Genomic DNA, 19,916 nt, shown 5'->3' with positions numbered 1-19,916 from the left:
CTATAAATTTAACTCAAGATCCATGCATCGGCGTGCTGGTCTGACAAAAGCTGGCAGGCGCCAACGCTCACACCGTCGTTTAACGTGAACTTTTCCCGTGATTTTCAAGCCCTCCGTACATAGAGGAGGATTGAACATGACCAACCTAAGAGAGATGCATTCGACAGTAATCTGCTTGCAGGAGGGGAAGATTCTTCTTGTCCGCAAAGACGCTCCTGAATGGTCACTACCAGGCGGCAAGATTGATCCTGGCGAAGGGCATGTTGACGCGGCAAAACGAGAGCTGAAGGAGGAGACAAGCCTGCCCTTCACTGGCGCTCGGTTTCTGGGCCATTACATCTTCGATGACGAAGAACACTACCTCTATCAAATGTCTATCGAACCCACGATGCTGCCGAGCGCGGGTCACGAAATCGTGGAATGCCGCTGGTTCAGTGGTCATGAACTGACAGGAGCGATGGTGAAACAAACCAACATCAAGCTGCTGAAGCGAGAAGGCTTGATCTATCACGGGTAGTGAAGCGCTCCGAGGCTGGTGGCCGCTGTAGTGCCACGAAATGCAGCTGTATCGCCCTGCCTCAGGGTATGGGATCACCAGGGTGGCGGCCAGCAATGGCCGCCCCCCGCCTTACATAATTCTTATGCCACTTGCCGTTCAGCAGGCTGCTGATTGGTCGCAAGGCATCGTGCACGTCCGACGCCCCATGCCAGGGCCCGAGTCATCGACTCACCTGGACGCGAGTAGAAAGCCTCTTCATGGAGCGCCATCCCCGTCCCGGCATATACCCCGATGAACAATTGGGTACTGCCCGTGCGCGACAGTCGCACCTGGATGTCCATGGTCGTCCCATCGTCGAGCGTCTCATCGTGAGACCTGTGGTGAAGCGTTGGATCTGCCCATCTCCAGAAAACATCACCGCGAATCCGCATGCCGACCTCCTACGACTTTAGTCTTATTAGTGGGGTGCTCTCACCATAGCGCAGCGAAGCGGCAATGCAATCGCCGCCTGGCGGATTATGGGGGTTCAATATGACAGGACATGACGAGGGATGGTGTTGAGCTGAGACCTAGCCACGTACCGGCCAGTTATGGATTTTATAAGCCTTCAGTAGGTTGGTTCTGAGTGCCGACTTACCCACGTATCTATCTTGATGATTGCCCCATAGGATAGGAGCTGAGGCAAACCAGAACCCTCTGTCGCCTACTTTTCCTCATCACAATTTTTTGCACGGCGGCTTACGTTCCTCGTATACCGCCCGGCGCCGCATGCCGCTGAATCCTGTCACGCGCTCATGATTTCATCCCGATTCGTTGTTGCATCTCCATCGTGATGAGCTGGTCAACCTCAACCATATCACCCCATGGATCATCGCCACCAAGCTCATCCAGACGCTCCTGCAAATTTTTGATGTTCCATCTGGCTGCCGACTGCAGCTCTATGATTTCCTCCCGGAAGATCGGCACTGACACGGGCAACCCTTCCCTCGCCCGCGCCGAAAAGACGTTGGCGGTCGTAGCTCCCTTACCGTTCCGCAGGTAATCGATGAAGATCTTGCCAATGCGGTTCTTAGGGCCCATTACGGCCGCGAACCGATTAGGGATAAGCTTCGCGATGTACTTTACGATGGCCTGGCTGAAGGCTTTCACCTCTTCCCACGAAGCCTTAGGCGTGAGCGGCACCATGATGTGGATGCCCTTTCCTCCACTGGTTTTGAGAAACGACTGCAGACCCAACTCATCGAGCACTACCAAGGTTAACTGAGTGGCTTCGACCATGGCTTTCCAAGGCAGCGCGGGATCAGGATCGAGATCCAACACGAAGCGGTCTGGCTGTTCGATATGGTCAGTCGTACCGTTCCAGGAATGCAGTTCAATGGTGCTCATTTGCACAGCACCGACAAGAGCCTCGACGTTGTTGATGACCATGCCCGCTTTGCCGGCTTCGGCCTTGGCCACTGTGGTGATATTCGGGATGGCCAGGCGATCTGCATTCTTCTGGAAAAACAGCTCTCCGGTAATCCCCTCTGGTGTCCTGACCAGAGCAATGGGCCGGTCTTTCAGGTGAGGCAGGAGCCAAGGTGAGACCTGCGCGTAGTATTCGGCCAGGTCTCGTTTCGTGAGGCCGCTGCTGGGATCAATCACACGCTCAGGATGGGTGATCCGCACCATGGTCGCGGAGGTTTTGTCTTCCGACTTCGCTTTAGCTGACCCTCCCCCCTTCGGCGCAGGCGCCGGCTTCTCCTCCGTAATCTCCTGGACAGGCTTGTCCGTCCGGATACCTTGGAACACCGCGTGCCTGACCACACCGTCCGAGGTGATCTCGGCGAAGGTGACCTCGGCGAGCAGGGTAGGCCGCAACCAGTGAATGCCTTTGCCGTCGACACCTTTCGGTGGGTTCATCACCGGCACCTGTTTCTGCTCCAGCGGCAGTAGCGTTTCCAGGATGGTGGCGAGAGTCGATTCAGTAAAACCAGTGCCGACCTTGCCGGCGTACCGCAACTTCCCACTGTCTTCAACATTGAGGGCAAGGACGAGGGCGCCAAAGCCACTCCTTGCACCTTTCGGGTCGGTGTAGCCGACGATCACAAACTCTTGGCGATGTTGGCACTTGAGCTTGACCCACGTATCACTGCGCCGGGATACGTAGGGACTGCCCAAGCGTTTGCCGATCAACCCCTCCATGCGCATCTGGCAGGCACTGTTCATCAATGCGTCGACGTCTTCGGTGAAGTCTTCGGAGAACCTCAGCAGCGGGTCGGTCGAGTCATCGAAAATCTGCTTCAACAAACCTCGACGATTCTCTACCGGCACCTGCCGAAGATCCGCGCCATTGAGGTACGGCAAGTCGAACAGGTAGTAGACGATTCCTTGACTCCTGCCGGCGTCGAAAGCATTTTGTAGCATTTGGAAATTCGGTACGCCGTTCTCATCTAGGATGACGATCTCGCCGTCCAGCCAGGCCGTTGCAAGCCCAAGCGAGGCGATTGCAGCCGCCTGCTTGGGCAACTTCGCAGTCCAGTCGTGACCATTGCGGGTGAACAGCCGGACGTCATCTCCATCGACGCGGCACAGCATGCGGTAACCATCGAACTTGATTTCGTAGCGCCACGCTTCGCTTCGAGGGCTGGAGTCCACCAAGGTCGCTAGCTGCGGAGACAGCTTCTCTGGCAGTGCTGCAGCCACAGCGTCGTCTGTGCTCGGCCCGGTGACGGCTGTAGGAGGGGTCGGATTGGATGACGTTGCTTTCACCCGACCGCGCTTCTTGGGGATGATGGTACGGTCGCTCAGCACACTGTTGGGCAGATCGACCACAACGTCGAAATCGGCAAGCGGTTTAGCGGCCTCGTCTTGGTGCTTGATCAGAAACCATTGCTCCTGCTTTCCCTCTATGTTCGTTCGAACGAGGTTCCACTCACCACATAGCTTTTCACCCTGCAACTCGAACTTCATGCGGCCCTTCTTATAGGCCTCCGCTGGATTACCTCGAGGAAGCCAGACACCGCGATCCCAAACGATCACATCCCCAGCGCCGTAGTGCCCTTTGGGGATGGTGCCTTCGAACGAGGCGTAATCGAGTGGGTGATCTTCGACATGCACCGAGAGGCGCTTCACTTTTGGATCGAAGCACGGCCCCTTGGGTATGGCCCAGCTTTTAAGGGTGCCATCAAGCTCCAGACGGAAATCGTAGTGCAGCCGGGTGGCATCATGTTTGTGAACACAGAACTGTAAGGCTTGAGGAGCGGCACGCTTCGAACGCCTCGAAATTCTTGGCTCACCTGATGGTTCGGGTGTGGCATCGAAATTCCGCATTTGGTTGTATTTGTCAAGGCCAGGCAGGGTTGAGTCGTGAACTGATTCGTCAAGCCTTCCAATGAGCCCCTCTACGAGGGCTTCTAGCGAAATGCCTCGATGGGTGGCTTCCCCGGCAAGGATCTGATTGACCATCGTAGTGCGAAGCTCTGGCAACGGTTCACCTGCCTCCTGAGCCTCGGCTTCGCCTAATGCACGAATTTGCTGAAGCGCATCTGGGTGGTCAGCTGCAAAGATCATGAAAGCAAGCGAAGTGTCGTCCACTTGAGTTTCACTCCCCGGGATTAGCCTTCCTGATTTGATTCAAGCAACCGGATTATCGTTCAGATCAGAATCGGGGCTCGGTGAGAGCTCAGGTAATTAAGGGCAGCACCACTCGACAGGTTCAGCTGAACTTTGGCCCTCAATGAGGCTTCCCCTGCATACCTCTATCGAAATCCACGGTTGCAGGAGCTTGAGACAATGAGAGCATTGACTTACCACGGAGCTAACGATGTCAGAGTCGATACCGTCCCTGACCCCATTATTAAAGACCCCGACGACATCATCCTCAGGGTCACCGCGACTGCCATTTGTGGCTCTGATCTTCATCTGTACCGAGGAAAGATTCCGGAAACGGAGTCGGGCGATATCTTCGGCCACGAGTTCATGGGCATCGTCGAAGACATAGGGACGGACGTAACCAATCTGCAGGTAGGCGACCGTGTAGTGATCCCCTTTGTCATCGCTTGCGGCAGTTGCTTCTTCTGCCAGCACGATCTGTTCGCCGCCTGCGAAACCACTAACACTGGACGCGGTTCCATCATTAATAAGAAAGGCATTCCGCCAGGCGCCGCACTGTTTGGCTACAGCCATTTGTATGGTGGCATTCCAGGCGGCCAGGCCGATTACGTGCGTGTACCCAAAGCCAATGTCGGCCCCTTCAAGGTGCCCACCGCCCTAGCTGACGATAAAGTGCTTTTTCTTTCCGACATATTGCCGACCGCCTGGCAGGCCGTCATAAACGCCGAGATCGGCCAAGGTTCCTCAGTCGCCATTTACGGCGCGGGGCCAGTGGGTCTACTCAGCGCGGCGTGCGCGCGAATGCTCGGCGCGCAGACCATCTTCATGGTGGATGACAACGACTACCGTCTAGCCTACGCCCGCGACGCCTAGGGCGTAATTCCAATCAACTTTGAGCAGGATGATGATCCCGCCGACAGCATCATTCGACAAACATCGGGTATGCGGGGCGTCGACGCCGTGATCGACGCCGTTGGCTTCGAGGCCAAGGGCAGCACTGCAGAAACAGTCATGACGGCACTCAAGATCGAGGGCAGCAGCGGCAAGGCCCTGCGCCAAAGCATTGCCGCCGTGCGGCGCGGGGGCGTAGTCAGTGTGCCGGGCGTGTATGCCGGCTTCATTCACGCCTTCATGTTTGGCGATGCGTTCGACAAGGGGGTGACGTTCAAAATGGGCCAGACCCATGTGCAGAAATACCTACCGGAGTTGCTCGAACACATAGAAACCGGGCGTCTGCAACCGGAACTGATCGTTACTCACCGCCTAGCCCTGGAAGAGGCTGCCATGGGCTACAAAATGTTCGATCAAAAACAGGATAACTGCCGGAAAGTCATCCTCGTTCCAGGGGCGGCCTCTGGAACGTTAGGGAGTGATTACGTGTAAGCCACCGGAGGACAAACTCATGAACGACCTTGGTACGTACTTCTGGATCGCGGTAGCAACCATTCTTTTGTTGATCGACCTGTGGGCAATTGTCAGCGTGTTCCGAAGCGACAAGACCGATGCGACCAAAGCCATGTGGGCCTTGCTGATCCTGGCTCTACCGCTGGTTGGACTGGCCGTTTGGGGAATAGCTGGGCCGCGTGGGATTAAACGCGGGACTGGGCCGACGTCAGACGAACACAGCAAGGGCTGACATTCTCGTTCAAACCGAGCTGCCCGGATACCTGCGCGGCGCCTATGGGCCCTGCCCTGCCTCAGGGCGCAGCGTTGCGGCATTCCCTAACTCAGCTCCTGAGAAACCCTGAGGGATAATCGTCCCCTGCTACGGCTCTAAGGTAAGCAGCGTCAGCCTCTCGACGTAAATCACGCCACTCCTGCCAGGAGATGATTCCTCGACGATCCATCTCATCCGCCCGGCGAAGCAGTTCCTCGTGATAGTCGTCCGGCGAATCCATACGCAATGCTCTGTCCTCTAGCACCCGAAACCATCCGGCCAAACAGTTGAGCTTTAACAGTTGAGGTGCAGAGAGGTCTTTCTCAAAGGTGCGCATCAATAGCCCTCTCACGTCGGATGCCCGGTTGAGTCGTCAATGCCTCAAAGGTTCAGAGGAGCAGTGTCAGTGGCCTGGACGAGGTTCTCGAGACGAATGGGTAAAGATGATTGGGCACTCTGTGACGTTGGGATCAGAGGTTTGCTGATTGTTCTGGGTTTGGACTGGGTCGCTCACCACCAATATCCCAGACTCATATGACGATGATGACGGGGTACTTTGAGTAGTCCTACCGGAGGGCTGTTCCTGGTTAAGCCCTGCCCGTGACTCAGTGAGACTGATAGCGATTGTTAGATTCAAGTGAGTCATCGGCGATGGCAAGCTGACCGTCCGTCGTACTATTCCTGAATTCACCTCAACACCAGCCTCTCGTACGTTTCGAACGGTAATGAGCGTTCTTAACTGCAGGAGCTTCCCCCCATGAGCGACTACCCCACCCCCCCGTTTCCCTCTCAGCCGCAAAGCGTACCAGGCTCACAACGCAAGATGGAGCCGTATCCAGACTGCGGTGAGCAGACATACAGCGGCAACAACCGGCTCGAAGGCAAAATCGCCCTGATCACCGGCGCCGACAGCGGCATCGGGCGCGCAGTGGCCATTGCCTACGCCCGCGAGGGCGCCGACCTTGCCATTGCCTACCTGAATGAGCACGAAGATGCGCAGGAAACAGCGCGTTGGGTGGAAGCTGCTGGCCGGCAGTGCCTGCTGCTACCAGGTGACCTGGCGCAAAAGCAGCACTGCTACGACATCGTCGACAAGACGGTGGCGCAGTTCGGTCGCATCGATATTCTGGTCAACAATGCCGCGTTCCAGATGGCTCATGAGGGCCTGGACGAGATTGACGATGATGAATGGGTGAAGACCTTCGATACCAACATCACCGCCATTTTCCGGATTTGCCAGCGCGCATTGCCGTCGATGCCCAAAGGCGGGTCGATCATCAACACCAGCTCGGTCAACTCTGACGACCCATCACCCAGCCTGTTGGCGTATGCCGCCACCAAAGGTGCGATTGCAAATTTCACCGCCGGCCTCGCCCAACTGCTCGGCAAGCAAGGCATACGGGTCAACAGCGTAGCCCCCGGCCCGATCTGGACACCGCTGATACCTGCCACCATGCCGGATGAAGCCGTGAAGAACTTCGGTTCGAGTTACCCAATGGGGCGACCAGGGCAACCGGTGGAGGTCGCGCCGATTTATGTCTTGCTGGGTTCTGATGAGGCCAGCTACATCTCGGGTTCACGCTACGGGATAACCGGCGGCAAACCCATCCTCTGATGAAAGCACTGAGGCCAGCTGTTGCTGGCCTCAGTGCTTTTTCTCCCCTTCATTACGCGCTGCTTTCTGAGCGGTCGAATCATGATCGGTGCCTGATGAGCCATCCGGTCGATGAGCATCGTTGTCGCGTTCTTCTTCACCCTGGGATTTTGACGGGGCCTTTGGCCTATGCCCGGTGTCGGTGTGCTTTTTCATGGCTACCCTACCCTTATCTCTCTCATTCAAATAACACTTCGGAGCCCAGCTCCGTGCTATCTAAATTGATGCTGACGCGGGGAATGAAGTTCAAGTCAAGAACCCAAGCGAACCTACGCTGAACCGGTGAACCATTTACATAGCTGACACGTCCACCACAAAAGAACAACGAGTCGACATCAAAATGGCAAGTGATCCTGTACTGGCCGTGCTTGGCTACCTCAAAGACCACCATCTGGTACTTAGCACTGCCGAGTCCTGTACAGCAGGCTGCATGGTCGCTCTGCTAGCGGCATTCCCAGGTACGGGCGAGGTGCTCGAAAGCGGCTACGTAGTGTATTCCCCCTCCGCCAAGAAGCGTCTGCTAGGTGTAAGCGCGGAGACCATCGAACGATATGGGCTCACTAGCGAACCAGTCGCCTGGGAGATGGCTCTAGGGGCTTTGAAGGACAGCGATGCCAACGTCGTTATTGCAACTACCGGTGTAGCCGGGCCTAGCCCAGCATCTGGGGTTCTACCCGGCACGCTGTGCTTTGCGTGGGCATTTGCCGGGGAACCAATTGCCGTATTTACCCGTACCCAGCGTTTTTTTGGAGAGCGAGCGCAAGTCATGCATGACGGGGCCGTCTACGGACTGACCCGCCTGATCCAATATCACGAGCGCTGGCTTCGTGGGGAGCGCGCCTGAGGATTAGGGCTATGGCGGATGATGAACTGGTGTCGAGACAGCAGCCTGTCCAGGAAGACATGACCATGCAGCAGCGCGTCTGGCGCTTCGAACGCGTGGGTTGGTACCTGTTGGTCGTCATTGTCTTACTTGGATTGGCCGGCGTATTCGGTAATGGCCCACTCAGCAATGCTCAGGTCACGAGCGCTGATGGCCGTCTGCATGTGGAGTATCAACGCCTCAGCCGCAGTGGCACAACTGACAGCTTGCGCATCACTGTACGCGGCAGCGCCCGAGAACCCATCATGGTGCAGCTCGATGGTTCACTACTGCGCGAAGCCAGCATCGAAACCTTACAACCTCAACCACAAGCCTCGCTCTCACAGGGCAAGGCCATCTTGCTGCAACTGGGAACCAGCGAGGATGGAATTGCCACGCTCTATCTGACCTTACGCAGCGAGTATGTTGGAACACTGGAATGCGCGGTGCGCACAGGCCCATCCAGTGCAGTCCACTTCTCTACCTTCCTATTCCCTTAGGAGCGAGTAATGGATTCAATCCTTCGCGCAGCCGGCATGTACATCGCCCTCATGCTGTTGTTTCGCGTTGCAGGCAGACGTTCCTTAGCTGACTTGACGACCTTTGATTTTGTGCTGCTGTTAATCATCGGCGAAGCGACCCAACAGGCTTTGCTGGGCGATGATTTTTCCTTCACCAATGCCATGTTGGTCATCGCGACGCTGATCGTCCTGGATGTCGGACTGTCGCTCGCGAAACTCAATTCCAAGCCTTTGGCGCGACTGCTGGATGGCCACGCTACGCTGGTCGTTGAGCATGGCCGTTTTCTGCACCACCGTATGCACCGAGCGCGGCTAACTGAAGACGATATTCTTGAATCTGCGCGCGATAGCCAGGGAATCGAAAAAGTGGAGCAGATCAAATTTGCCATTGTCGAGCGCAACGGCAAGATCTCGATCATTCCCAACGAGTGACATTCTCTAGGAGCCTCGGGCAGGCCACGGCGCCCCGCCTATTTAACTAAGGAGAATGGCGTGGTGAGGCTCAATTATTGGAGTAGGCATCAGACTCCGCTGGGTGGTCAGCCATTCTCGCATTTTGCTGGTGTCGAAGATCTGCCCCTGATCCATCATCGCCAAAATGAGTAATTGGGAGATGCGATAGCCTCCGCACTCCGAACAATGCCGCTCTTCCCACCCCGTCGCACATTCCACGGAGTGCGCATGCCCTGCGCAAATCAGACAAGTCATAAAACCCTCTGTTGGTCTGGTTGGTTGGGAGGATTGGAGCCGAGAAAAAGATGCACCTACCGTCGACTGAGAGTTCAGCGGCAACTCGAAATTCCGATTTTTAAATAATCTGAGAAAAGACTTCCAGCTGAAAGTCGGAGCGAACCATCAGCTCGACAAGCCTGTCCCAACTGGACAATTCAGCAGGGTAACGGCTCGTGGAAAAACAATTCGCCGATGGCATGCAGCACGCTGAACCCCAACGCGACGACGGCGGATGGTTGCTGCTGGAGCAATACGGTGCTCTGGGTGATGGGCGCTCGGTGGCGTTGATAGGCTTGGACGGCTCTATTGATTGGTGGTGCGTTCCGCAGATGGACTCTCCACCACTGTTCGACCGGTTGTTGGCACCTCACCCAGGTGGGTTCTTTTCCATCACCCCTCGCGAAAAGTATCGTGCTGAACGTCGTTATCTCCCAGGCAGCAACGTACTGGAGACGTGCTTTGTCACTTCGAGCGGGAAAGCGCGAGTGACCGAATCGCTCAACAGTGGCCCAGCTGGTCGTTTACCTTGGGCTGAACTCGCGAGGCGTATAGAGGGGATGGACGGTTTTGTCGATTTCGACATCGCCATTGATTTCGGTACACAGGCCGATACCGTAAGCCCTTATCTGACGCCGAATGACAACGGCTGCGTGTTTCATGCCGGTCGCATCCTAGGAATGTTTATGCACGACGCCCAGTTGCAGATTGATCGCAAGGATGACATGGGCGTCCGGGCATTCATCAGGGTAAGCCGGGGGCAACGGACTGTTTTGGCGATCGTGGCTGGGCGAGATGAGCCACTGGTGCTCCCACCACTGGAGCTCATCGACGAGCGTATTGACGGTTCGCATCGAGAGTGGTGCCAATGGTCGAAGAGCCTTATCTATGACGGCCCACTCAAACCACTGGTTGTGCGGAATGCACTCGCCCTAAAGCTTCTTTTATCCTCACCGAGCGGCGCGATCATGGCTGCAGGCACCTCGTCCCTGCCCGAGCGGATAGGTGGTACAAAGAACTTCGACTACCGCTTCGCCTGGATCCGGGACGCTGGATATACCATCGAGGCATTCCTGGCTATCGGGGCACAGCCCGAAGCCAAGGCAGCTTTCACCTGGCTTTTGAATCGACTGGGCGAGCATGGCCCAAGGGTGTTGTATACGCTGGATGGGGCGCTCGGTGATTGCACGCGCAGGGTTAACCTCCCTGGCTACAAGAATTCACCTCCAGTAGTGGGAAACGACGCGCGTGACCAACTCCAACATGGTGTCTTCGGCGACATTTTCGAGACCGCTCGCTGTTTCATCGACAGCGGCAATATCCTCGACTCCCCCAGCGCAATGATCCTCGCGGGTCTTGCTGATCAATGCGCCGATAGCTGGAGGCAGGCTGACGCAGGGATATGGGAATTGCAGGAGACGCGCCACTACACGATGTCCAAGATCAGTTGCTGGCAGGCTTTGAGTCGCGCCATCGAACTTGCTGATGGTGGTCACCTCCCGACCACATGCCGAGAACGGTGGGATCGAGAACGGCAACGCATCCAGGCATGGATCGAGCAACACTGTTGGAGTGAGCGACGTCAGGCCTACGTTTTTTATCCTGGGACAGATCGACTCGATGCGTCAGTAGCACTTGCTGTGCGCATAGGCTATCCCTCACCAAAACGTCTGCGTTGCACCCTGGAAGCTGTCCAAGCCGAGCTGGGCGCTGGGGCTTTCCACTACCGATATAGCCAAGCCTATGAGGAAGAAGGCTGCTTCCTGGCTTGTACCTTCTGGATCATTGAAGCTTGGGCGCTTCTTGGGGAGTGCGAGCGGGGCGAGTCAGCGTTCCACGCTGCCGTGAAAGGCCTCGAACATGGCGTGGGGATCTACTCAGAAATGATCGATCCTAGTACAGGAAACTTCCTCGGAAACCTGCCGCAAGGGCTTACGCATCTTGCTGCGATGCGCGCCGCCCTGGCAATCAGCGGCTACGGCCCAGAGCGTTAAATGGGCCGCCTCACCTGCCTTGTCGTATGCGGAACCCAGCCCTTTAGGGTGTACTCCAAATCCAAAGGGAGCCGGATTACTCACAAGCGGCTTGACCGACGGAAAATGGCTCTAGGTTTATGGAAACGGTCTGGAATGGTTTGATGGAAAGTTGGGTTGAGCTGCTGGAATGGCCAGCGATGGCGGTCACAGTGCTGGCAGCCTGGTGTATTGGATCGCATCGCCCTGGGCGGCGCAAAGTGGGCTTCTGTTGCTTTATCGCAAGCAACATTTTATGGACGGTCTGGGGATGGCATGCACAAGCGTGGGCATTGATTGTGCTTCAGGTAGTGCTGTGTCTTATGAACCTCAGGGGTTGGAGGAAGAACACAACAGCCGAGCTGCGGTCATGACCAGCTTGAAACAGGTAGTCTAAGGGTCGATCAGATACTCGACGAGCGTCGCGGCGCAGGCTGAAATCCCCTGCGAATGGATCAACTCGAACCCATGCGTGTTTTCAGTTGGAATGGCAATGCAGCCCGCACGCGCGCAGACTCCTGCGCTCATTACAGCACTGGCATCCGAGGCGAAGTCCAACAGTAAAGCTGCCTGGGGCTCGTAACCGGCACGACGGGAAGCCTCCAGCAAGCCATGGATCACCGTCCGGCTGTAATAGCCCTTCTGATCGCCGGCATTGATAATCGGGCCTGCGCATAGCCGCGTGTCGTACTCAGTCAGTACGGGCCCTACTTCAACCGCGATGGTGGTATCCCCCGGTAGCGTGCGGGCTGCATACATTGCACCAGCGTTGGACTCCTCCTCGAGTGTGGTCAACACCACCCAGACATCCTGCTTGAGCAAATGCCGACGCTTGCTGAGCAAGGCAGCGGAATGAATCACGGCGGTGACAGGCGCTCGATCATCAAGGAAATGCGCGGCAATGCAGTCGTTGACGATGAATGGCCTGCGCCAGTGCTGACTCAGCACCACGCGCGACCCTGGTCGAATACCCGCTTCTTCCAAGGCGGCTTTGGTTAGACGAGTAACCACATGAACATCATTCCAGTGAACGTCGCCAGCCAATACGTCCCGGCCTGTGGGGGTGCTGCCACTGTTGTGCATCGAGCCGTAAGAGAGAACGCCCGGAATTGTCGTTCGGTCGCCCAGCATGTCGACTGGGCAAGCGCCAAAGCAGATCGGCTGAGCTCCACCAAGCGCGACAACCTTAAGCGTCCCGTCAGCCTCGACCGTTTTTACGATCATGGCGATCTCATCCAGGTGCGCCATAACCCTGATCGCCTCGCCAGGATCACTGTCATGCGCAGCCTTGATCAGGCCTATGACGTTCCCCGCCCTGTCGACTTTCAAGTCATCACAGAATGCAGTGAGCTCTCGCAGACAAATCGAACGTACCTCATCTTCCTGACCACCTGGGCCACGCGCCATCAAGAGCTCTGTCAACAGCGGCTCGACTTCCATGACTACCCTCCAAAGCAAAGTCGTAGCGGTTGACCCTGCTTGCGCCGCTGCTGTTCAAAGTGATCGTGCCCACCTTTCGCTGCATCCGCCAAATGTAAAAAATGATTTCTGATCACGCGGGCGGTCAACTGAGTAAGCGCAACGTATCAGAGGGAGAGCATCATGAAATTCGCGCAATTCTGCCAACGGCTGTCAGACCACGCAGGCAGGCCAAGCACCTTTCTCATCGCCATCGTACTAATCACGATGTGGGCAGCCTCCGGGCCTTGGTTTCATTACAACGATACGTGGCAGCTCATTATCAACACTTCTACCACGATCATCACATTCCTGATGGTCTTCCTAATTCAGAACACTCAAAACCGGGACAACGACATCATCCATCTCAAGCTGGACGAGCTGATCCGGGCGACAAAGTCTGCCGAGCGTTCCGTCCTTGACCTCGAAGCGCTGGACAACAAGCAGTTGCATGCGCTGCGAAAGGAGTACCGGGCGATGGGCGAGAAATGTGATCAGGAAGTACCTAGGGCCGACGCCGATCCCGCTCAAGCCCCCAGCGAAGACGCTATAAAATGAGGTGAAATTTCTTTCAGATAGTGCGAGTGAATTTTCCCGGCGAAAGCGATGTCGGAATGATATCGCGCGTCGCCATGCCGTTGCGGCGGTTCAAGGATGGATGGCTTTATTCACGTGCGCTTGGATAAGAGTACCCTGATGATTGAGCCAAAACTCCCCGATATGCCTCCCTCTGTTCTTCTGGTGGAGGATGAACCCGCCCTCCGAGAAATGATCACGATGCTGCTGGAAGATCTAGGCGCAGCCGTGACTGCGCTGGCGACTGCCGATGAAGGCATTGCGATGCTGGGACTGCAACCATGGTCACTGGTGATTACCGATGTCCGGACTCCGGGAGTCTCGACAGGATTGAACCTGGCTTGGATCGCACGTAAGGAACTGCCAGACACCGACGTCATCGTATCCAGCGGCTATCATCCTGAAATGAGTGAGGCACTACCTCAAGACATCCACTTCCTCCAAAAACCCTGGCCGCTAGAACGCTTCATAGAGTGCGTGAAGCCTTATCTCATGCAGGATGTTGATCAACGTCCTGCTGCGTAATACCGGGCTTGCGAACCAAGGCCTTGGCGATTGTCGCAGTCAGCTCTTCGACCGACCATGGTTTGAATAAGAATTCACTGGATAGACCTTCACCTAAGCTCTCCAACTGGAAACCGGAAGTCAGAATAGTGGGAATGTCGGGCCACTTTTCCCCCACCATCTGCAGGAACTCCACTCCCTTGAGTGTGCCAGGCACACCGTGGTCGGCGATTATCAACGAACAGTTGCCGTGGTTTTCAAGAAGATGGATGAGGGCATCCTCCGCATTACCAAAACCACACGCATGAGCACCGAGCTCAATCAGGATGTCTACGAGCAGCGTTCTGAGTGTTACATCGTCTTCAACGACCAGCACTGTGTGTCCGCGTAGCGATAGTCCTTTGGCCTCGAGCTTCATGGAACCTCCCGTCCTGAGATCTTCCAGTGTTCCATGCTAAAGGCATCGGGTCGATGAAGGCATATGGCCATCCGCACACAATCAGGAGCATACGCCGCTCGAAACGCACCTCCGCACTGCGGAAACGCCGTAGTGCTCTGCCGTTGGGTCTGTTCACCTTGAGGATAGTATCGGCCGGGCTCGCCCTGGAGGTGGCAGTTGATTGCGTAAAGTTCCAACGCTGGCATGCACTTAGGCTCGCACTGATAGCCTAGGGCGGCGGTCTCAGTCGTGCCCTTCCAAGAGTCCTTACAGCCTCTCGTTATCGAGCAGTGCGGCAGCTTCTCGCATGAAAATCTCCAAAGTTTTAATGCCAATTCCCTCAAAACTTAAAAGCCAGCGTTGGAATGTGGGCAGGTCAATGAGACCCTGGCGTAAAAAGCTGAGCTGAGCATCCAAATCACTGGACAGCCCCGTCCCCAACGCATGCAGTCGTCTCGCAGTGGACTGGTCATATCTGGCATAACCCGCTTGGCCAAGCCATACGACCAGCTGTTGGTGAGAGCATCGGGCGAGCTTGGCGGGGGTGTCCAGGCCATGCCGATCAACCAAGCTCCGATAGGTCTCCACCGCGACAGTTGAGCGAATCCTTTTACCGATGAGAAAGCTTGCGAGCAGCCACTTGTACAAACCGTGACTGCTCGTGTCGCTGAGCTCAATTCCAAGGTCACTAGCGGTGACTGGGATCACCCCTTTGAACGCCTCGGATCAGCAGAACGCGGGTAGGTGCGTTCTTCTTCGATGGTGCCATCCGCCTTGTGGATCTTCACCGATACTGTTGTGCCGTTAAAGAAGTCGGACAGTGAGCTAACCAGTTCTTGCTTGGTGGCGGCACGCTTCGAAGCACGTTCAGCGCCGGCTTTTTTGAGTTCCCAGCCATCGGCGGTTGGGCTCAGGTGATAGGTATCCATGCGTAGCTCCTCGGATCTAGATCGACTCTGCGTCGTCTTGAATGTCTTCCTCCGCCTCTGCTGCGTCCGTAGCATCGGCATCATTCAAAGGCGGCGACGTGGGCTTTTCCGGGTCGTTGATAAATGGGACATCGCTTGGCCCTTTTTCTTCCGGGCCCTCAGTCATAGGTTGCATAGCTACCTCCAGTTTGATCTCCCTGGCGCTACGCGCCACCTGCCCCTTCCGAAAACTTCTTAAAATCAACAGGGGTAGGTATGAACTCCGGCCCCTGCCCCGCTAACCTCCATCTCACTTCGGAAATGCCATAGCGCTCGGCCAAAGGCCGGCTCACCAGCTTGACGTTGTGCTGACCAAACCTCGGAATAATGCCGACACCAGCATCGCAGCTCGCCCAGTGCCAAGCAGTAGCGTTATCCATCTTCTCGAGACGGATGATGAATGTCCGGTGATCGCCGTGCAGTTCATACTCGATCACGTACAGTTGTAGTGCTGACACAAGAATCCCTCCCTATAGGTCATTCCCTATGGAGGTGTCGAACGCGAGAAAAATTCAGTTGAGAAACGGAGCGGCTCGGTGCTGCCCTATCTGTCAAATCTCATCGATGGCAGGCTCATCACGCTCAATCAATTCAGAGCGTCGCATTTCCGCGAAGCGGCTGAGCAAGCGGTGCGCGCAGGCGTGAGGATGGAAGCCCGCAGGGCCGAGACTAGGTTAACCTGGGCTCGGTTCACGGCAGCCGTGCCGTAGGTCACGCACTATTCCCCTCAAGCTCCCGGCCCGGCGATTGCCCCACAGCCCAAAATTTGGACAAATTATTCCTCAGCGATAATTATTGCCAAGCCATAATTTGTCCTAAACGGGAACGGCTTAACGGTTAGCTACGCTTGCCATCACCATCTCGAGTACCTCCTGTGACGCGACCGTAAGCCTCATCACTTAAAATCGTATCACCTTGCTCATCGAACATCGCAGCGAGCCACCGCGTCCGCTTCATCTCCGCCACTTGAGTAAAAAAGCAGTTCTCGCACAGATGAAGCTCGTATTCTTCGCCAAAATGAGCTGCCCCTCAACCGAGGCTTTCACGCAACCTATGCCAAAGCATGCCTAGCGCCAGTAACGGCGAACGAAAGGCTTTTCCTCCTGGGAAAGTAAAGTGCGGAACTGTGCTAAACACCTCGAATCCTTTTGAGGTGTCACGCGAAATTACTTCTGCAAGTAGCTTCGCAGTCCAGTGAGTGACGTTCAACCCATGACCCGAGTAGCCCTGCGCGTAGAAGACATTAGGGTGATCTTGCAAACACCCTACCTGAGGGAAACGATTCGAAGTGATGCCGATCATTCCTCCCCACTCGTAATCGATGCGCGCATTTTTTAGTTGAGGGAACACTTTCAACATTTTGGGACGCATGTAGCCAGTAATGTCCTTTGGGTCACGCCCAGTGTAGTGGCATGCGCCCCCAAATAGCAGTCGCCTATCAGCAGTCAACCGATAGTAATCCAGACCGACTTTCTGGTCGCACATCGCCATATTTTGGGGAATCACACTGCGCGCTAGGTCTTCTGACAGAGGCTCCGTCGTAATGATGTAGCTCCCGGCTGGCAGCACTTTTCCGCTCAATCTTGGTTCAAGCTCGTCCAAATGAGCATTGCAGCCCAAGACGAGTGCATCTGCCCTCACCTGACCTTGTGCAGTTTTTACAGTCACAGTCTTACCATGTCCGATACTCAGGACAGGGCTATTTTCAAAAATCGCTACACCTAAGCGACTGGCCGCACTTGCCTCTCCCTGGACGAGGTCTAAAGGATGCAGATGCCCTGAGCCCATATCCACCATAGCGCCGGCGTAGATCGTACTGCCGACTACCTCGCCAATGCGCTCAGGGGGCACAATCCGCGTTTCATGCTTGTAGCCGAGATCCTGAAGGTCGTTGCGCTCGTCTTCAAAGGCCTCAAACTGCGACCTAGTGTTGGCAAGGTCGCAAAATCCCCATCGCAGATCGCATTTGATCGCGTATTGCTCAATCCGACGAGCAACTAGGGCTACTGAATCCAGGCCAGCCTGCTTGAGGTATCGCACGCCTTCAGTTCCGACAAAGCGTGAGAAGCCCGACACATCATGCCCGATACCTCGGATCAACTGACCACCGTTTCGTCCACTAGCCCCCCATCCAATCTGCCTGCCTTCGAGCAAGATGACTGAGAGTCCACGTTCGGCTAACTCCAGGGCGGTGTTTACTCCCGTGAGCCCCCCACCAATGACGCATACGTTTACGGTGTGACTACCATCAAGCGTTGGGTAGCGTGTTTGCTTCCGTGCTGTGGCAGCGTAGTAGGAAGGTGCGTGTTGACTATTAGACGTCATGAGTGAACCTATCGATTAGACTTGATTTTCGTCCAAGAGCGAGTCATGACGCGCATAATTTTTGGACTAGGTGTCGTCGAGATATAAAGCTTGTCGAGTACATCCTGAGGTGGATAAACCTCTTCATTATTTACCACGGCTTGATCCATATATTGTTTGGCATCAACGTTGCCATTGGCATAGCCGATTTCATCACTTACCTTTGCGATTACCTGCGGATCCATCAGATAGTTGATAAAAGCATAGGCCTGATCCGGATTACTTGAATCCTTTGGAACCGCCAGCAAGTCAAACCAAATGTTCGCACCCTCTTTCGGGATAGAGTAAGCGATTTTCACTCCATTTTTGGCCTCCTGCGCACGCGACGCAGCTTGGAATACGTCACCCGAATAACCGAATGCGACGCAGATATTTCCGTTGGCGAGGTCAGAAATATACTTAGAGGAATGGAAGTAGGTGACACTAGGCCGTAGTTCCATAAGGCGAGCCTCTGCCTTAGCATAGTCAGCCAGGTTTTCACTACGTGGGTTCATGCCTAGATAATTCAGCATTGCGGGGAAAAGCTCGTCCGGTGAGTCCATGAACGCCACACCACACTGCTTCAGCTTTTCCAAATTCTTCGGTTCGAAAAGCACCGCCCACGAATCAACTTTATCTATGCCCAGCACTGCCTTGACTTTTTCTACGTTGTATCCAATACCGTTCGTACCCCAGAGGTAAGGAACAGCGTATTTGTTGCCAGGGTCATTTTCTTCAAGCCGCTGCAGCAGCTTGGGATCAACATGCTTCCAATTAGGAATTTTACTACGATCAAGCTCAAGAAATGCTCCAGCCTGAGCCTGACGCGCCAAGAAGTGGTTTGATGGAACCACCACGTCGTATCCGGTACGACCTGCGAGCAGCTTTCCTTCCAGAGTTTCATTTGAGTCAAAAACGTCATACACAGGTGTAATGCCCGTGCTTGCCTGGAAATCTGCGAGCGTGGTGCTGCCGATATAGTCTGTCCAGTTGTAAATACTTACAGTGGGCTTGGCCTGAAGGCTGCTACTGAATGCAAGAGCTAGCGTGGACGAAATCAGAAAACCGAATTTATGCATGACAACCCCTTCTTAGACTTATTTTGTAGGCAGCTTTGATGTGAATTCCTGAACAATGAGGCCCTGTACTCCGCTCAGAGGATTGGAGATTGCTCCTCTGCTGCTTCTGGTGCAGGTCTATCTTGAGCTGAACCCTCGTATGTAATCTATCCACTTTCTCACCCGCCATGCGCACCATATTGGTGCAAGCAGGCTGCGAGAATTGGGAAGGCGACGGTGAGAGCTCTCACTCGGCTCCCCCAAAAAATGTTGATGCTTCTGCCCCCAGGCTTTTCGTGCCTACGCACAGCGACTAGGAAAAATCGTCTGCTATTGGGAAGAATGCAGCAGTCGATTAAAACGTACACAGAAGCACGTGTCGACGCGACACTGACAGAACAGGTCAAGGCTCTTGAAGACCGCATCAAGAGCCTGGAAACAGAGGCTTCAGATGCAGCTGTGAAGCTGAATTTCATCAATACTCTGGAGGAAATCAGCAAGATTTGCGCACTGATCCCCCTCATCTTGATGCGGAATGGGCCGAAGCGAAGATTAGACTCTCCATTCCTGACATCGCGATCAAGATGAAATGCGATGGGCGCGATCACTTCCTATGAGAAGTTGGCAGCGGAGCCAACTGGCTGGCCTACCACATTACGACGCTACTTGCGCTTCAGCCTTACTTCCTGAAAAATGCTGATCATGCACCTTCCTCCTGCTTTGACCAACCAAACCAAGTCTACTGCCCAGTGAAAAGTGCTGTGAGGAGAGTCCATCTCGAAAAATCAGCTGGGAATGAACCCGTGCTGGATGATGAAGATCGCGTTGCAGTTCGAGAAGTATTCAGTGTGCTCGCCAGGGGTGTGACGCGTGCAAGGCCACTTATGAATTATCATCCTAGACCACGTCGGCAGCGAAGTATGGGTTGGCATCGAAGAGGTTAGTCTTGCCGAAGAGTAGTGGGATGGAGAAAATTCGTACCGCCTCGCTTCGAAGCCTTGGCGCTTTAGCGGATTATGATTCCAGATACTTAAAGGAACTG

The 19,916-nt window shown here is 55.1% G+C and carries 21 protein-coding genes and 2 pseudogenes; 12 read left to right on the top strand and 11 right to left on the bottom strand.

Annotation, left to right across the window (positions count from 1 at the left end):
* Positions 1 to 136: 136 nt before the first annotated feature.
* Positions 137 to 517 (top strand): NUDIX domain-containing protein, encoded by a 381-nt coding sequence (locus tag PMI38_RS04035; protein WP_008091030.1) that lies wholly within the window; start codon positions 137 to 139, stop codon positions 515 to 517.
* A 122-nt stretch (positions 518 to 639) separates the two neighbouring features.
* Here the strand turns inward: PMI38_RS04035 and PMI38_RS27435 are convergent, their stop codons facing one another.
* Both PMI38_RS27435 and ligD read right to left on the bottom strand, forming a co-directional pair.
* Positions 640 to 930 carry a hypothetical protein gene (locus PMI38_RS27435; RefSeq protein WP_008091029.1) on the bottom strand — a complete coding sequence of 97 codons (291 nt, stop codon included), beginning with the start codon at positions 928 to 930 and terminating at the stop codon, positions 640 to 642.
* 361 nt (positions 931 to 1,291) lie between these two features.
* Positions 1,292 to 4,075 (bottom strand): DNA ligase D, encoded by a 2,784-nt coding sequence (gene ligD, locus PMI38_RS04025; protein ID WP_238540160.1) that lies wholly within the window; start codon positions 4,073 to 4,075, stop codon positions 1,292 to 1,294.
* 198 nt (positions 4,076 to 4,273) lie between these two features.
* Here ligD and PMI38_RS04020 point away from each other — a divergent pair.
* Together PMI38_RS04020 and PMI38_RS04015 are read left to right on the top strand one after the other, a co-directional pair.
* A pseudogene (locus tag PMI38_RS04020) lies at positions 4,274 to 5,476 on the top strand (zinc-dependent alcohol dehydrogenase).
* A 19-nt stretch (positions 5,477 to 5,495) separates the two neighbouring features.
* Positions 5,496 to 5,729, top strand: coding sequence for a PLD nuclease N-terminal domain-containing protein (locus tag PMI38_RS04015; RefSeq protein WP_008091025.1), 234 nt, complete (start codon positions 5,496 to 5,498; stop codon positions 5,727 to 5,729).
* 91 nt (positions 5,730 to 5,820) lie between these two features.
* Here the strand turns inward: PMI38_RS04015 and PMI38_RS27430 are convergent, their stop codons facing one another.
* A complete protein-coding gene (locus PMI38_RS27430; RefSeq protein ID WP_008091023.1) occupies positions 5,821 to 6,087 on the bottom strand; it encodes a hypothetical protein in 267 nt (88 codons plus the stop codon).
* Between the two features lie 420 nt (positions 6,088 to 6,507).
* Between PMI38_RS27430 and PMI38_RS04010 the strand changes: the two genes are divergently transcribed.
* Entirely contained in the window at positions 6,508 to 7,365 is an 858-nt protein-coding gene (locus PMI38_RS04010; RefSeq protein WP_008091021.1) for an SDR family oxidoreductase, read from the top strand.
* Between the two features lie 30 nt (positions 7,366 to 7,395).
* Here PMI38_RS04010 and PMI38_RS27265 read toward each other — a convergent pair whose 3' ends face one another.
* Entirely contained in the window at positions 7,396 to 7,560 is a 165-nt protein-coding gene (locus tag PMI38_RS27265; RefSeq protein ID WP_177324898.1) for a hypothetical protein, read from the bottom strand.
* A gap of 184 nt (positions 7,561 to 7,744) precedes the next feature.
* Between PMI38_RS27265 and PMI38_RS04005 the strand changes: the two genes are divergently transcribed.
* The 5 genes from PMI38_RS04005 (at position 7,745) to PMI38_RS27425 (ending at position 11,902) form a co-directional block, all read left to right on the top strand.
* Positions 7,745 to 8,248: a CinA family protein gene (locus tag PMI38_RS04005; protein ID WP_043272972.1), complete on the top strand. Its 504-nt coding sequence runs from the start codon at positions 7,745 to 7,747 to the stop codon at positions 8,246 to 8,248.
* An 11-nt stretch (positions 8,249 to 8,259) separates the two neighbouring features.
* The gene (locus tag PMI38_RS04000) at positions 8,260 to 8,766 is read left to right on the top strand and encodes a hypothetical protein (RefSeq protein ID WP_008091016.1); all 507 of its coding nucleotides are present in this window, start codon (positions 8,260 to 8,262) and stop codon (positions 8,764 to 8,766) included.
* Positions 8,767 to 8,775: 9 nt separating this feature from the next.
* Entirely contained in the window at positions 8,776 to 9,219 is a 444-nt protein-coding gene (locus tag PMI38_RS03995) for a DUF421 domain-containing protein (protein ID WP_008091015.1), read from the top strand.
* Positions 9,220 to 9,755: 536 nt separating this feature from the next.
* A complete protein-coding gene (locus PMI38_RS03985; protein WP_043273008.1) occupies positions 9,756 to 11,510 on the top strand; it encodes a glycoside hydrolase family 15 protein in 1,755 nt (584 codons plus the stop codon).
* A gap of 143 nt (positions 11,511 to 11,653) precedes the next feature.
* Positions 11,654 to 11,902, top strand: a complete 249-nt coding sequence (locus tag PMI38_RS27425) for a hypothetical protein (RefSeq protein WP_081502506.1) — start codon at positions 11,654 to 11,656, stop codon at positions 11,900 to 11,902.
* A 19-nt stretch (positions 11,903 to 11,921) separates the two neighbouring features.
* On the opposite strand, the gene PMI38_RS03975 is transcribed toward PMI38_RS27425, so the two are convergent.
* Complete coding sequence (locus PMI38_RS03975) at positions 11,922 to 12,968, bottom strand: peptidase M42 (protein ID WP_008091011.1); 1,047 nt, start codon at positions 12,966 to 12,968, stop codon at positions 11,922 to 11,924.
* A gap of 162 nt (positions 12,969 to 13,130) precedes the next feature.
* Between PMI38_RS03975 and PMI38_RS03970 the strand changes: the two genes are divergently transcribed.
* Both PMI38_RS03970 and PMI38_RS03965 read left to right on the top strand, forming a co-directional pair.
* Positions 13,131 to 13,544 carry a low affinity iron permease family protein gene (locus PMI38_RS03970; protein WP_008091010.1) on the top strand — a complete coding sequence of 138 codons (414 nt, stop codon included), beginning with the start codon at positions 13,131 to 13,133 and terminating at the stop codon, positions 13,542 to 13,544.
* Between the two features lie 138 nt (positions 13,545 to 13,682).
* Entirely contained in the window at positions 13,683 to 14,087 is a 405-nt protein-coding gene (locus PMI38_RS03965; RefSeq protein ID WP_050548563.1) for a response regulator, read from the top strand.
* Here PMI38_RS03965 and PMI38_RS03960 read toward each other — a convergent pair.
* From PMI38_RS03960 to PMI38_RS03935, 6 genes are all read right to left on the bottom strand, one after another.
* A complete protein-coding gene (locus PMI38_RS03960) occupies positions 14,053 to 14,484 on the bottom strand; it encodes a response regulator (RefSeq protein ID WP_008091009.1) in 432 nt (143 codons plus the stop codon). The two genes, PMI38_RS03965 and PMI38_RS03960, sit on opposite strands and share 35 nt — an antisense overlap.
* Before the next feature lie 288 nt (positions 14,485 to 14,772).
* Complete coding sequence (locus tag PMI38_RS03955; RefSeq protein ID WP_043272968.1) at positions 14,773 to 15,213, bottom strand: hypothetical protein; 441 nt, start codon at positions 15,211 to 15,213, stop codon at positions 14,773 to 14,775.
* Positions 15,210 to 15,434 carry a DUF2188 domain-containing protein gene (locus PMI38_RS03950; RefSeq protein ID WP_008091008.1) on the bottom strand — a complete coding sequence of 75 codons (225 nt, stop codon included), beginning with the start codon at positions 15,432 to 15,434 and terminating at the stop codon, positions 15,210 to 15,212. The genes PMI38_RS03955 and PMI38_RS03950 overlap by 4 nt, the downstream gene beginning before the upstream one ends.
* Positions 15,435 to 15,637: 203 nt before the next feature.
* Entirely contained in the window at positions 15,638 to 15,931 is a 294-nt protein-coding gene (locus PMI38_RS03945) for a DUF6555 family protein (RefSeq protein ID WP_008091005.1), read from the bottom strand.
* Between the two features lie 571 nt (positions 15,932 to 16,502).
* Complete coding sequence (locus tag PMI38_RS03940) at positions 16,503 to 17,798, bottom strand: NAD(P)/FAD-dependent oxidoreductase (RefSeq protein ID WP_008091003.1); 1,296 nt, start codon at positions 17,796 to 17,798, stop codon at positions 16,503 to 16,505.
* 8 nt (positions 17,799 to 17,806) lie between these two features.
* Positions 17,807 to 18,895 (bottom strand): polyamine ABC transporter substrate-binding protein, encoded by a 1,089-nt coding sequence (locus PMI38_RS03935; RefSeq protein WP_008091001.1) that lies wholly within the window; start codon positions 18,893 to 18,895, stop codon positions 17,807 to 17,809.
* 608 nt (positions 18,896 to 19,503) lie between these two features.
* Between PMI38_RS03935 and PMI38_RS27850 the strand changes: the two are divergent.
* Positions 19,504 to 19,818, top strand: a pseudogene (locus PMI38_RS27850) (DUF3732 domain-containing protein); the annotation flags it as partial.
* Between the last annotated feature and the right edge of the window lie 98 nt (positions 19,819 to 19,916).

This window comes from Pseudomonas sp. GM84 (assembly GCF_000282535.1).
Classification (GTDB): domain Bacteria; phylum Pseudomonadota; class Gammaproteobacteria; order Pseudomonadales; family Pseudomonadaceae; genus Aquipseudomonas.
Note: the sequence above shows the minus strand (reverse complement) of the source record. Positions and strands in the feature narration are given on the sequence as shown.

Excerpts from the sequence above, each read along its gene's own strand:
- PMI38_RS04005 (WP_043272972.1), top strand. The coding sequence starts at position 7,745 with ATGGCAAGTGATCCTGTACTGGCCGTGCTTGGCTACCTCAAAGACCAC.
- PMI38_RS03960 (WP_008091009.1), bottom strand. The coding sequence starts at position 14,484 with ATGAAGCTCGAGGCCAAAGGACTATCGCTACGCGGACACACAGTGCTG.
- PMI38_RS27435 (WP_008091029.1), bottom strand. The coding sequence starts at position 930 with ATGCGGATTCGCGGTGATGTTTTCTGGAGATGGGCAGATCCAACGCTT.
- PMI38_RS03975 (WP_008091011.1), bottom strand. The coding sequence starts at position 12,968 with ATGGAAGTCGAGCCGCTGTTGACAGAGCTCTTGATGGCGCGTGGCCCA.
- PMI38_RS03940 (WP_008091003.1), bottom strand. The coding sequence starts at position 17,798 with ATGACGTCTAATAGTCAACACGCACCTTCCTACTACGCTGCCACAGCA.
- PMI38_RS27265 (WP_177324898.1), bottom strand. The coding sequence starts at position 7,560 with ATGAAAAAGCACACCGACACCGGGCATAGGCCAAAGGCCCCGTCAAAA.
- PMI38_RS27425 (WP_081502506.1), top strand. The coding sequence starts at position 11,654 with ATGGAAAGTTGGGTTGAGCTGCTGGAATGGCCAGCGATGGCGGTCACA.
- PMI38_RS03995 (WP_008091015.1), top strand. The coding sequence starts at position 8,776 with ATGGATTCAATCCTTCGCGCAGCCGGCATGTACATCGCCCTCATGCTG.
- PMI38_RS04000 (WP_008091016.1), top strand. The coding sequence starts at position 8,260 with ATGGCGGATGATGAACTGGTGTCGAGACAGCAGCCTGTCCAGGAAGAC.
- PMI38_RS04010 (WP_008091021.1), top strand. The coding sequence starts at position 6,508 with ATGAGCGACTACCCCACCCCCCCGTTTCCCTCTCAGCCGCAAAGCGTA.
- PMI38_RS04015 (WP_008091025.1), top strand. The coding sequence starts at position 5,496 with ATGAACGACCTTGGTACGTACTTCTGGATCGCGGTAGCAACCATTCTT.
- PMI38_RS03970 (WP_008091010.1), top strand. The coding sequence starts at position 13,131 with ATGAAATTCGCGCAATTCTGCCAACGGCTGTCAGACCACGCAGGCAGG.
- PMI38_RS03965 (WP_050548563.1), top strand. The coding sequence starts at position 13,683 with ATGATTGAGCCAAAACTCCCCGATATGCCTCCCTCTGTTCTTCTGGTG.
- PMI38_RS03935 (WP_008091001.1), bottom strand. The coding sequence starts at position 18,895 with ATGCATAAATTCGGTTTTCTGATTTCGTCCACGCTAGCTCTTGCATTC.
- PMI38_RS04035 (WP_008091030.1), top strand. The coding sequence starts at position 137 with ATGACCAACCTAAGAGAGATGCATTCGACAGTAATCTGCTTGCAGGAG.
- PMI38_RS27430 (WP_008091023.1), bottom strand. The coding sequence starts at position 6,087 with ATGCGCACCTTTGAGAAAGACCTCTCTGCACCTCAACTGTTAAAGCTC.
- PMI38_RS03950 (WP_008091008.1), bottom strand. The coding sequence starts at position 15,434 with ATGGATACCTATCACCTGAGCCCAACCGCCGATGGCTGGGAACTCAAA.